At 71.9% G+C, this 10,857-nt stretch carries 13 protein-coding genes; 8 read left to right on the top strand and 5 right to left on the bottom strand.

The genetic code is table 11. The features are described from left to right. Positions 1-3: 3 nt before the first annotated feature. Together C8N24_RS26870 and C8N24_RS26865 are read right to left on the bottom strand one after the other, a co-directional pair. Positions 4-993 carry a lysylphosphatidylglycerol synthase transmembrane domain-containing protein gene (locus C8N24_RS26870; protein ID WP_170179448.1) on the bottom strand — a complete coding sequence of 330 codons (990 nt, stop codon included), beginning with the start codon at positions 991-993 and terminating at the stop codon, positions 4-6. Positions 994-1,072: 79 nt separating this feature from the next. Further along, positions 1,073-1,822, bottom strand: a complete 750-nt coding sequence (locus tag C8N24_RS26865; protein ID WP_121255954.1) for an MBL fold metallo-hydrolase — start codon at positions 1,820-1,822, stop codon at positions 1,073-1,075. Between the two features lie 84 nt (positions 1,823-1,906). Between C8N24_RS26865 and C8N24_RS35460 the strand changes: the two genes are divergently transcribed. The 3 genes from C8N24_RS35460 to C8N24_RS26855 all read left to right on the top strand — a co-directional run bounded on the left by C8N24_RS35460 (position 1,907) and on the right by C8N24_RS26855 (position 4,089). Further along, entirely contained in the window at positions 1,907-2,038 is a 132-nt protein-coding gene (locus C8N24_RS35460; RefSeq protein ID WP_281272673.1) for a hypothetical protein, read from the top strand. Positions 2,039-2,089: 51 nt separating this feature from the next. Beyond that, positions 2,090-3,271, top strand: a complete 1,182-nt coding sequence (locus C8N24_RS26860; protein WP_147448005.1) for a hypothetical protein — start codon at positions 2,090-2,092, stop codon at positions 3,269-3,271. A 236-nt stretch (positions 3,272-3,507) separates the two neighbouring features. Beyond that, complete coding sequence (locus tag C8N24_RS26855; RefSeq protein ID WP_121255950.1) at positions 3,508-4,089, top strand: hypothetical protein; 582 nt, start codon at positions 3,508-3,510, stop codon at positions 4,087-4,089. Positions 4,090-4,109: 20 nt separating this feature from the next. Here C8N24_RS26855 and C8N24_RS26850 read toward each other — a convergent pair whose 3' ends face one another. The 3 genes from C8N24_RS26850 to C8N24_RS26840 all read right to left on the bottom strand — a co-directional run bounded on the left by C8N24_RS26850 (position 4,110) and on the right by C8N24_RS26840 (position 5,477). Then, positions 4,110-4,622, bottom strand: coding sequence for an ABC transporter permease (locus C8N24_RS26850; RefSeq protein ID WP_121255948.1), 513 nt, complete (start codon positions 4,620-4,622; stop codon positions 4,110-4,112). Between the two features lie 66 nt (positions 4,623-4,688). After that, positions 4,689-4,895 carry a hypothetical protein gene (locus C8N24_RS26845; RefSeq protein ID WP_121255945.1) on the bottom strand — a complete coding sequence of 69 codons (207 nt, stop codon included), beginning with the start codon at positions 4,893-4,895 and terminating at the stop codon, positions 4,689-4,691. An 81-nt stretch (positions 4,896-4,976) separates the two neighbouring features. After that, the gene (locus tag C8N24_RS26840; protein ID WP_121255943.1) at positions 4,977-5,477 is read right to left on the bottom strand and encodes a thioredoxin family protein; all 501 of its coding nucleotides are present in this window, start codon (positions 5,475-5,477) and stop codon (positions 4,977-4,979) included. A 24-nt stretch (positions 5,478-5,501) separates the two neighbouring features. Between C8N24_RS26840 and C8N24_RS26835 the strand changes: the two genes are divergently transcribed. From C8N24_RS26835 to C8N24_RS26815, 5 genes are all read left to right on the top strand, one after another. Further along, positions 5,502-6,521 carry a winged helix DNA-binding domain-containing protein gene (locus C8N24_RS26835; protein ID WP_121255941.1) on the top strand — a complete coding sequence of 340 codons (1,020 nt, stop codon included), beginning with the start codon at positions 5,502-5,504 and terminating at the stop codon, positions 6,519-6,521. Between the two features lie 52 nt (positions 6,522-6,573). After that, positions 6,574-7,176 (top strand): PilZ domain-containing protein, encoded by a 603-nt coding sequence (locus C8N24_RS26830; RefSeq protein WP_121255939.1) that lies wholly within the window; start codon positions 6,574-6,576, stop codon positions 7,174-7,176. Between the two features lie 66 nt (positions 7,177-7,242). Next, a complete protein-coding gene (locus tag C8N24_RS26825) occupies positions 7,243-7,686 on the top strand; it encodes a (2Fe-2S)-binding protein (RefSeq protein WP_281272672.1) in 444 nt (147 codons plus the stop codon). Beyond that, on the top strand, positions 7,683-10,019 hold the full coding sequence (locus C8N24_RS26820; protein WP_121255935.1) for a xanthine dehydrogenase family protein molybdopterin-binding subunit: 2,337 nt from the start codon (positions 7,683-7,685) through the stop codon (positions 10,017-10,019). Before C8N24_RS26825 ends, C8N24_RS26820 begins: the two co-directional genes overlap by 4 nt. Further along, on the top strand, positions 10,016-10,855 hold the full coding sequence (locus tag C8N24_RS26815; RefSeq protein ID WP_121255934.1) for an FAD binding domain-containing protein: 840 nt from the start codon (positions 10,016-10,018) through the stop codon (positions 10,853-10,855). The genes C8N24_RS26820 and C8N24_RS26815 overlap by 4 nt, the downstream gene beginning before the upstream one ends. Positions 10,856-10,857: the final 2 nt, after the last annotated feature.

Below are 10,857 nucleotides of genomic sequence, written 5' to 3'. Positions count from 1 at the left end.
CAGCTAGCTCCGGGCATCGGCGCGCGCGGCGCGCAGGTTCTTGATCCCGCCGTAGCGGGCGACCAGCAAGATCAGACCCAGGATCGTGATCGGGACGACGATCACGAAGCGCAACATCAGCATGTAGGACACGGCGGTGCCGCCGGAGCCGCCGAGCGCCTTGACGCCGGTGGCGACCGCGGCGTCCTGGGTGCCCGCGTAGCCGGGACCGCTCGGGATCATGGAGAACACGCTGGCGAGCGCGACCATGTACATGCCCTCGATCGGGTCCATGTTGAACCCGACGGCGGCGCCGGTGGACATCCACACGCCCGTCTCGATCGCCCAGATCAGGAGCGTCATCGCGAGCAGGCGCGAGCCGTGGTGCGCCTTGCGCAGGCCGATCGTCGCGGACGCGATCGGCGCGAGCGCGCCGTGCACCTTCTCGTTGTTGCGGACGAAGCGCCAACCGACCGCGGCGGCGGCGATGCCGACGACGGCGACGATCGCGATCAGCTCCACGGAGTCGCCGCCGACCTCACCCAGCAGCCCGTAGCCGACCACGACGAAGAGGACGAGCAGGACCGCGACGTCGAGCAGGCGCTCGGCGACCAGCGTGCCGACGACGGTGCGCTTAGAGGTGTCGGCGCGTGGCGCGGCCAGGAAGACGCGGATCGCGTCGCCGGCGCGGGCGGGCAGCACGTTGTTGCCCATGTAGCCGATCACCGTGAGCATGTACATGTCGGCGCGCTTGGGCTTGGCGCCCTCGTCCTTCATCAGGCGCTCCCAGCGCTCCGCGCGGACGACGGTCGCGAGCCCGTAGAGGGCGATCGCCCCGATCAGCGCGGCGATCTGGCCGGCGGTGCTCGGGAACGTGGGCGCTTCCTGCTTCGTCGCCCACCAGACGACGCCCCCGAGGGCGACGATCGAGACAAGGATGCCGAGGATCGGGAGCAGGTTCCGGCGGCCGCGGCCCTGCGGGGCGACGGGTTCGGCCGGAGTCGGGACCGCCACTGGGGCGTGCTCTGAGGTGGGCGTGTCCGTGCTCACGTGCGCGGGCGCGCAGTCGCGCCGGGTCTCCAGGATAGGCGGGTCAAGTGAGGCCTCGCTCACGCGCCTGCTCGACCGCTGCGCTGGGCGCGTCGGTCCAGGGCTCGCCGTGGCCGAAGAGGGTGAGGGTGGCGTCGATGCGCTCGAGGGCGTCGAGGCTGGCGATCGACTGCAGCGCGTCGGCGGCGAACGCCTTCGGCAGCAGCTGCGGGCCGCGCTTGCCCGTCAACGGGTTGTAGGTGCACAGCGCGTCGCCGGCGATCAGGACGCCGTGCTCGGGCAGGTGGAAGGCGACGTGGCCGGGGGAGTGGCCGGGCGTGGGGATCACGCGCGGGCGGCCGGGGACGTCGAGGTCCTGCTCGCCGTCGAACGTCGTGACCGCTTGGACGTCCGGCGTGCGGGCGCCGCCGTTGCGGCCGGCGGCCAGGAACAGCTTGTAGAGCGCCGGGTGGCGCAGGTAGGGCAGCAGCGAGCCGTCGCGCGGGTGCGTCTTGCCCGTCCTGGCCATCTCCGCGTCCTTGGCGTGGACGTGCACGGGGGCGGGTGCGTCGCGGCGGACGCCTTCGACCATGCCGACGTGGTCGGAGTGCGCGTGCGTGAGGATCACGGCGGTGATGTCCTGGACGCGGCGGCCGCGGGACTGCAGGTAGGCGTCGAGCTGGTGCCGGAAGCCGGGGAAGCCGCCGTCGACGAGCGTGAGCTCGTTGCCCTCCTCGATCAGGTAGCAGTTGACGAGCTCGTTGCCGAGGCGGTGGATCCCGGGGGCGAGCTGCGTGGGCGCGTCGTCCGACATGGCGGATCAGCTTCGCAGGGTTCGAACCTTTCGGGACCTGATTGGTGGACGGATCGGTCCGCGATGTGTACTTTGTTCGTACCGATGCGTACTTGCACCGCCTACATCCACGCCTTCCAGCGGCCCGTGTCCACGGGTACGTCGACGTGGGCGAGCGCGGCCGGCATGCGTGTCGAAGCGGCTCTCCGCAATATCGACCTGCCGCGCGGCTACTAGCGGAACGGAGCGCACATGCACCCGTCCGCGAACTCCGCGGGCGGGCGTCGAGTGACGCGCTGGACCCGCGAGACCATCATCGAGAAGATCACCGAGTGGAACGAGCTCTACGGCGAACCGCCGTGCTCGGCCGACTGGAACCCGTCGCTGGCCCGCTGGCGCGCGCAGGAATGGCGCGCCGACCGGTACCGCGAGGGGATCTGGCCGTCCACCAACGCCGCCAAGCGCCCGTTTGACGGGTCGTTCGACGCCGCCGTACGCGCGGCGGGCCTGGAGCCGCACCGCTCCGGTCCGCGCCGTCGGCCGGCCCGTTCGGCCCGCCCGGCGGTCGAGCAGCGCGCGCCCCAGGCCGTGCCCCGCGCCGTCAACGACGCGCTGGTCGAGGCCGACGAGCGTGCGCTCGCTCTCGAGCGCCAGGTGGCCGCGTTGGAGCGTGCCGTGTCGGCGGCCGAGCGCCGTGCGGCGAAGGCCGAGGAGCTACTCGACGACGCGCGTTCGCGCGCCCGTCGTGCCGGCGACCGCGAGCGTCGCGCCCGTCTGGCGCGCGACCGCGTGCGCACGGCCGGTGAGCAGGCGACCGAGCAGGCCGAGAACGCCGCCGCCGACGCGAACGCCCGCATCCGCGCGGCGTACGACCAGGCAGCGGCGGCCGTGGCCGACTCCCGCGAAGCCCGCCGCGAGGCGCTCGCGGCCGAGGCCCGCGCGGCCGACGCCGAAGCCCGCGCCGACCGCGCCGAGCACCTGCTCGAAGCGGCCACGGCCGTGGCGACCGGTGGTGGCACCACGACATACGCCCACGTAGCAGTACGCGGGCGGCACGAGGCGAGCGGCGGCGGCGTGTCCGCGGCCGGCGACGGCGCGACGGCGGCCAACGGCGGCGGTGTGTCCCTGGCCGAGGTCGAGGCGCGTGTCGCGGCGGCCGTTCAGCAGGCGCAGGCCGAGTCCAGCGTGGCGATCGGGGCGGCGATGGCCGCCGCGCGCGCCGCGGAGGACCGTGCCGCGGCGGCTGAGCGGCGGGCTCGCGAGCTGGCGACGCTGGTCTGCGGCGAGCCGCGTCAGCTGACGCGGGGCGAGCTGGCCGACCTGCGCGGCAGCGGCCCGACGGGGCCGGCCGTGATGGCCAACGCGCTGCGCACGCTGCACAAGGCACGCGCGGCCGAGGACCGCCGCGCACTGACGGACGCACTGGGCGACGTGGCTTCGGCCGCGGTCGGCTGGCGCGATCGCCTCTGACCAGTCCCGGCCACCGCACCGAGCGGTGGCCGGGCGAGCTTTCCCTCCCCAGGACGTGCCCCGGTCCGGTGCTCCTCTCACCGGACCGGGGCGGAGGAACGAACTTGACGACGCCCCGGCCCGGCCCGCTCCCCGCCGGGCCGGGGCGAGCGGCACGAACTTGGAGACGCCCTCGGCTCGGCCCCGTGTTCCAGCCGGGCCGAGGGCCGCCGGAGGGACCGGTATACATCGCGGCGATGAACCCGTTCAAGGTGATCGACGCGTTCGCCGCCGAGCTCGACCGGGCGGGCATCCCGTTCGAACGCGGCACCTTCGAGGGCAGCGCGACGCTGTCCGGGCACTCCGCCGACCACGAGCGGCTGCTCGAGGCGTTCTGCGCGGTGGCGGGGGCGCCCGTCGATCGCGAGATCGAGGTCGAGGGCGAGCCATGGGTCCTGCCCGATCACCAGGACGCGGACCTGCTGCTGCATGAGAGCGGCGTCGAGGCCGTGTACGGCCAGGGCGACACGGAGGTCTTCGTCGTGTCCTTCCGCCGCCAGTTCTCATTCGAGGACCCCGACGAGGAGTACCTGGGCATGCACCTGTTCGGCCTGGACCTCCAGACCGGCGGCGTGCCCGCGGGCCGCGTCCCGCAGGCGCAGCGCTGGGGTTACGGCGGGCCGCCACGCGCGGACACGAGCGACGAGGAGCACGCGGAGATCGCCGCCTGGGCCGGGCACGTCGAGCCGTGGGCGGCCGCCGTACGCGCGTCGAACTCCTGGAAGGCGCTCGACGCGGTCCCCGTCGTGAGGTTCAGCGCGCTCCAGAGCGACATCTGAGCCGGCCCGCGAGACGCGCGCTACTCGACGTCGCTGCTGAGCGGGCCGTCCGCGCTGCGGAAGCTCAGCACCTTCCAGGCGCCGTCGGACTCCTGGATCTGCGTCTTGAAGTAGACCCGCGGCTGCTTGCCGCCCGTGAGCGTGTAGTTGAAGACCGCGACCTTGCCGTGGTCGGTGCCGGCGTTGATCGACTTGCCGTCGAGGGACACCTTGGCGCCGCTCACGAGCGGCGAGATGCGTTCGACGATCGCGTTCACGTCCGCCTCGGTCGCGACCGCGCGGAAGTCGGCGCCACCGAGCGCGTACGCCTTGGCGCCGTCGCCCGTCTGGACGGCGGCGACGAGCTGGTCGGACACCGTCTGCGCGTCCTTGGTCGACGCGTTGACGAACAGCACGAGCGCGACGACCAGCGCGACGATCGCGGCGATCACCGACGCCCCGATGATCAGGCCGATCTTCACCCAGCTCCGCTTGCGCGGTGCGGGCGGCTGTGCCGGTGGGAAGGACGGGGCGGGTTCGAAGGTCGCGCTCATGGGGTGACCGTATGGGCCGCCGACGCTCGTCGTGGTGGAGGTTCCAGGCCAGCGTGAGTGCGGTTGTCACGCCCTCCCGTGGCGCGCTTCCGCCAAGGCGTCTCGCAGCGCATCCAGCCCGGGCACGGGCGAGAAGCGGCCGTCGACCATGTAGATGCGGCAGGTCAACCCGGGCGGCTCGTCCGTCGGGAACAGGTCGACCCCGTCCACGCGGATCGTCGGCGAGCCCGGGAACCGCTCGCGCTCGGCGTCGGCCTCGTCGCGCGATCTCACGCTCCACGAAGGGGACGCCCAGCGCTCGCAGCTGCTCACGGACGACCGGATGTGACGGGCACCCGGCCCACCAGAGCAGCGCTACTTCCACTTGATCGAGCAGCCGACCGGCTTCGTCTCGGCCTTGGCGACCGGGCGGCCGGCGAGCACGTCCTCCAGGGCGGCGCGCAACCACGCCGCGTCGAGCGAGGGGTCGTTGTAGTCGGCGTCCGGGGCGCCCCGGTAGACCACGCCGCCGGCGTCCGTGACGAACACGTCGGGCGTGACGGTCGCGCCCCACGCGCGGGCGACCTCCTGGGACTCGTCGACCAGGTACGGCCCGGCGAACTCGCCGCCGTTGACCCGTGCGCGCATGGACTCGACGGAGTCGCGCGGGTACTTCTCGGCGTTGTTGGCGTTGATCTGGAGGAAGCGGACGCCGCGGTCCGCGTAGTCGCGCGCCACCGCCTGGAGGCGGTCGTGCCAGGCCAGCGCGTACGGGCAGTGGTTGCAGGTGAAGACGACCACCGCGGCCGCCGCACCGTCCTCGTGCAGCGAGACGGGCGTGCCGGACGTGTCAGGAAGCGTGAAGGCGAGAGCCATGCGCTGCACCTTACGCTGCCCCCGATGCGGGTCCTGACACGCCAAGAGCTCACCGCCACGCTCGCCCACCGGCAGGGCCTGATCACGCGCTGGCGCGCCACGCCGCAGGAGGCGATCAAGCGCCTGACGCCGCTCCAGGGCCAGGAGGCGCGGGCGCCGTTCGTCGCGCTCGCGGCGCGCGTCGAGGGCTTCACCCGCGAGCAGCTCGAGCGGGCCATCACCGACGGCCACGTCGTCAAGTCCACGCTCATGCGGCTCACGCTGCACGTGGCGGCGGCCGAGGACTTCCCGGCCTACGCCGCGCTGCTCCGCCACTCCCGGATGCGCAAGTGGCGCGCCAGCGACCCGGCGATCGACGCGGAGGCCGACGAGCTCGCGCGCTGGTTCACGACCCCGCGCACGAACAAGGACATCCGCGAGAAGATCGGCGCGCCCGACCTCTGGACGCCGATCCTGCGCGCCCGCACGCTCGTGCCGCTCGTCCAGCTGCCGCCGGCCGGCCATTGGGGCGACCGCGGTCGCGACACGCTGTTCGTCAAGGACCCGCGTCCGCTGCCGACGGCGGAGCAGGCGGCCAAGACCGTCCTCACCCGCTACCTGCAGGCGTTCGGACCCGCGCAGCGCCGGGACATCGCCGCCTGGGCCGGCACCGCCCAGCGCGACTTCGACTTCCACGCGCTCCACCTCGTGCACTACCGCGACGAGCACGGTCGCGAGCTGATCGACCTGCCGGACCAACCGATCCTCCCGGCCGACACGCCGCTGCCGCCGCGCTTCCTCGGCAATTGGGACCAGCCGCTGCTGGCCTACAAGGACCGCGACCGCATCCTCCCGGCGGAGGTCCAGCCGCTCCAGCTCACCCTCTCGGGCGATCAGACGCTCACGGTCGACGGGCGCGTCGCGGCCAGCTGGCGCGTGGAGGAAGGGCGGATGCTGATCACGCCGCACACGGACATCGCCCACGCCGACCTGCGCGAGGAAGGGCTCCGCACCGCCCGCTTCGTCGCTCCCCACGCGCGCGCGTACGACGTGGTCATGGAATGACCCTCAACCAATCTGCGGAAAAGCCGATAGAGCGGGTGTAGGGAACATCATCATGGCCACGTCATTCGCAAGCGCACTCAGTGAGGGACAGCCCGCCCAGCTCGATCTGGGCGAAGAGGCCGTCGCGTGCCTCGTCGTCGGCTTCACCGGCGCCGACGTCATGCTCGCGCCGCAGGCACCCCTCCCGCCGGACGCGCTCGCGCCCGGCTTCGTCACCTACCTCCTGATCGAAGCCGGCGGCAGCCTGCAGGCCCTGAAGGCCCAGATCAAGCCCGGCTACGCCGAGGGCGAGCTGATCGCCACGCTGCTCGACCCCTTCCGCCTCGGCCAGCGCCGCACGTTCAGCCGCGCGCCGCTCGTCCTGCCCGCGCATCTGCGCCCCGCGGGGACCGAAGGCGCGCCGAAGACGACCTTCACGCGCGACATCAGCGCCGGCGGCCTGCGCGTCGCCAAGCAGTCGAGCTACATCGAAGCGGATCTGCACCAGGTGGTCATCGGCCTCGTCCAGGCCAACCGTGAGATCCGCGCGACCGCCGAGACGGTGCGCGTCACCGACACCGACGTGTCGCTGTCCTTCGTGGACATCGAGCCCGCCGATCGCCTCCTGCTGGCTCAGCTGACGTTCGCGTACCACCGCCGTCGCGCAGGTTCGTAGCAACCGATACGCTCCGCCCAGTTCCTGACTGGGAGGAGAGAGATGGCTGGTTCAGTACGGGTCACGATGACCGTCAACGGTGCTCAGCAGAGCGCCGAGGTCGAACCGCGTCTGCTCCTGGTCCACTTCCTACGTGAAACGCTGGGACTGACCGGTACGCATGTCGGTTGCGACACGTCCAACTGTGGCGCGTGCACGGTCCACCTCAACGGCGAAGCGATCAAGTCCTGCACGCTGCTGGCCGCTCAAGCGGATGGCGCGGAGATCAAGACGATCGAAGGAATGGGCCAGGAAGGCGCGCTGCATCCGCTGCAGGAGGCGTTCTGGGAGCACCACGGCCTGCAGTGCGGCTACTGCACGCCGGGCATGATCATGGCGTCGGCCGACCTGCTGCAACGCAACCCGAAGCCCAACGAGGAAGAGGTCCGCGAAGCGCTCGCCGGCAACCTCTGCCGCTGCACCGGCTACCACAACATCGTCAAGGCGGTGCTGGCCGCGTCCGAGTCATGAGCGCGGTCGCCGAGCCCTGGGTCGGCCAGCCGCTCAAGCGCAAGGAGGACCCGCGGCTGATCATGGGCCGCGCCCGCTACATCGACGACATCAACGTGACGGGCCAGCTGTGGGCGTCGTTCGTCCGCTCGCCTGAGGCGCACGCGAAGATCACGTCGATCGACACGACCGAGGCGAAGGCGTTCGGAGGCGTGCACGCCGTCTTCACCGGCAACGACCTCGACCTGGAGGCGCCGCTGCCGATGGCGTGGGTGCCGCCGGGCGTCGAGGTCAAGAACCCGCCGCACTGGGCGCTCGCCAAGGACGAGGTCCACCACGTCGGCGACCCGGTCGCGCTCGTGATCGGCTCCGACCGCTACGCGGTGGTCGACGCCGCGCAGCAGGTGTACGTCGAGTACGAGCCGCTGCCGGTCGTCGTCGACCTCGAGCAGGCCTACGAGGGCGGCGACCTCGTGCACGCCGACCTGGGCACCAACCAGTGCCACGAGTGGTCGCTGGGTGGGGGAGACCTCGAGGCCGGCTTCGCGGCCGCCGAGGTCGTGGTCGAGCGCCGGATCGTCAACCACCGCACGGCGGGCGCGGCGATCGAGCCGCGCGGCGTGCTGGCCGACTACCGCGCCGGCAGCCTCACGCTCACGTCGAGCACCCAGGTCCCGCACTTCCTGCGCCTGTTCCTCGCGCTCCAGCTCGGGATCTCCGAGGACCGCGTGCGGGCGATCGCGCCGGAGGTCGGCGGCGGCTTCGGCTCCAAGCTGCAGATCTACGGCGAGGAGATCGCGCTCGCGTGGGCCTCGCGCAAGCTCGAGCGACCGGTCAAGTGGGTCGAGTCGCGCAGCGAGGGCATGCTCGCCACCCACCACGGCCGTGACCAGATCGCCTACGCGAAGATCGGCGCGACCCGTGACGGCAAGATCACGGCGTACCACACCAAGATCCTGCAGGACCTCGGCGCGTACCTGATGCTGCTGACGCCGACGATCCCCTCGCTGGGCGCGTTCGTGATGAGCGGCGTCTACGACATCCCGGCGGTGCAGACCGACATCATCGGCGTCTTCACCAACAAGATGCCGACGGACGCCATCCGGGGCGCGGGCCGGCCGGAGGCGACCCACCAGATCGAGTTGATGATCGACCAGCTGGCCGACGAGCTGGGCATGGACCGGCTCGAGCTGCGGCGCAAGAACTTCATGGCGCCGGAGAGCTTCCCGCACGAGACCGCGCTCGGCATCGTCTACGACTCGGGCGACTACCCGAAGGCGCTGGACACGCTGCTCGAGCTGGCCGACCTGGAGGCGGTGAAGGCGCAGGCCGCGCCCGGCAAGCTGCGCGGGATCGGCTACTCCACCTACACGGAGATCTGCGGCCTGGCGCCCTCACGCGTCACCGGGCCGTCGGGCTTCGGGCTCCAGACCGGCCTGTGGGAGTCCGCGCTCGTGCGCGTGCACATCACGGGCGCGGTCACGGTCTACACCGGCACGTCGCCGCACGGCCAGGGGCTGGAGACGACGATGGCGCAGATCGTCGCCCAGCGGCTGGGCTGCGACCCGCAGAACGTCGAGGTCATCCACGGCGACACGGGCACCGGGCCCCAGGGCCTGGGCACCTACGGCTCGCGCTCGACCGCGGTCGGCGGGGAGTCGGTGGCGCGCGCGACCGCCAAGATCGTCGACAAGGCGCGCCAGATCGTCGCCCACCAGCTCGAGGCCGCCGTCGACGACATCGAGCTCATCGACGGCAAGTTCGCCGTCAAGGGCTCGCCGGACAAGGGCATGACGATCGGCGAGATCTCCGGCGCCGCCTACATCCCCGAGAACCTGCCCGACGGCATGGAGCCGGGCTTGGAGGAGCAGGCGTTCTACGACCCGGAGAACTTCGTGTTCCCGTTCGGCGCGCACGGGTGCGTGGTCGAGGTCGACCCGGACACGGGCAACGTGGACGTGATCAAGTACGCCGCGGTCGACGACTGCGGGCCGGCGATCAACCCGAAGATCATCGACGGCCAGGTGCACGGCGGCATCGTGCACGCGATCGGCCAGGCGCTGTTCGAGCGCATCCACTACAACGAGGACGGCCAGCTCGTCACCGGCAACTTCGCCGACTACGCGCTGCCGAGCGCGGCCGACGTGCCGTCGTTCGACCTCGACCGCACGGAGACCCCGTCGCCGGTCAACTCGCTCGGCGTGAAGGGCATCGGCGAGGCGGGCACGATCGCCGCTTCCCCGGCCATCACCAACGCCGTGCTCGACGCCCTGCGCCCGCTCGGCGTGACGTTCATCAACATGCCACTTGGCCCGCAACGGGTCTGGGAAGCGATCCAGGAGGCGAAGGCGTGATCCCTGCCGAGTTCGACTACGTGGCTCCGGCCTCGCTCGACGATGCGCTCAAAGCGCTGGCCGAAGGCGGCGAGGACGCGAAGGTGCTCGCCGGTGGGCACTCGCTGATCCCGCTGATGAAGCTGCGGATGGCGGCGCCGTCGCTGCTGGTGGATCTGCGCCAGCTCGACGAGCTGAAGGCGATCAGCGCCGACGACGGCACGGTGCGCCTCGGCGCGCTCGTGACCCACCACCAGGTGGCGACGGGCGGCTTCGGCCTCGTGTCGCTGGCAGCGTCGACGATCGCCGACCAGCAGGTCCGCAACATGGGCACAATCGGCGGCACGCTCGCGCACGGCGATCCCGCCTCCGACATGCCCGCGGTCCTGCTCGCCTACGAGGGCTCCGTCGTGGTGCGGGGCAGCGGTGGCGAGCGCGAGATCGCGGCCGCCGACCTGTTCGAGGACTTCCTGACGACCACCGTCGGGGAGGAGGAGATCCTCACCGAGGTGCGCTTCCCGAAGCTCGACGGCTACGGGTATGGCTACGAGAAGTTCAACCGCCGCCAGGAGGACTGGGCGATGGTGGCCGTGTCAGCGCTCGTCAAGAAGGGGGCGGACGGCACCGCCGAGGACGTGCGGATCGGCCTCACCCACATGGGCTCGGTGCCGCTGCGGGCCACCGCGGCGGAGGCGGCGCTGCGCGGCAAGCCGCTCACGCCCGAGAACATCGCCGCGGCGGCCGAGCAGGCGGCGGAGGGCACGGAGCCGCCCGCCGACCTCAACGCCTCCGTCGAGTACAAGCAGCACCTGGCGCGGGTGCTCACCAAGCGCGCGCTGACGACGGCGTCAGAATGACC

The sequence above is a fragment of the Solirubrobacter pauli genome (genome assembly GCF_003633755.1).
Taxonomy (GTDB): domain Bacteria; phylum Actinomycetota; class Thermoleophilia; order Solirubrobacterales; family Solirubrobacteraceae; genus Solirubrobacter; species Solirubrobacter pauli.
This window is presented reverse-complemented; position numbering and strand designations above follow the sequence as displayed.

Bases quoted from the DNA above. Each gene is read 5' to 3' on its own strand.
- C8N24_RS26865 (WP_121255954.1), bottom strand. From the start codon at position 1,822: ATGTCGGACGACGCGCCCACGCAGCTCGCCCCCGGGATCCACCGCCTC.
- C8N24_RS35460 (WP_281272673.1), top strand. From the start codon at position 1,907: ATGCGTACTTGCACCGCCTACATCCACGCCTTCCAGCGGCCCGTGTCC.
- C8N24_RS26855 (WP_121255950.1), top strand. From the start codon at position 3,508: ATGAACCCGTTCAAGGTGATCGACGCGTTCGCCGCCGAGCTCGACCGG.
- C8N24_RS26850 (WP_121255948.1), bottom strand. From the start codon at position 4,622: ATGAGCGCGACCTTCGAACCCGCCCCGTCCTTCCCACCGGCACAGCCG.
- C8N24_RS26840 (WP_121255943.1), bottom strand. From the start codon at position 5,477: ATGGCTCTCGCCTTCACGCTTCCTGACACGTCCGGCACGCCCGTCTCG.
- C8N24_RS26835 (WP_121255941.1), top strand. From the start codon at position 5,502: ATGCGGGTCCTGACACGCCAAGAGCTCACCGCCACGCTCGCCCACCGG.
- C8N24_RS26830 (WP_121255939.1), top strand. From the start codon at position 6,574: ATGGCCACGTCATTCGCAAGCGCACTCAGTGAGGGACAGCCCGCCCAG.
- C8N24_RS26825 (WP_281272672.1), top strand. From the start codon at position 7,243: ATGACCGTCAACGGTGCTCAGCAGAGCGCCGAGGTCGAACCGCGTCTG.
- C8N24_RS26820 (WP_121255935.1), top strand. From the start codon at position 7,683: ATGAGCGCGGTCGCCGAGCCCTGGGTCGGCCAGCCGCTCAAGCGCAAG.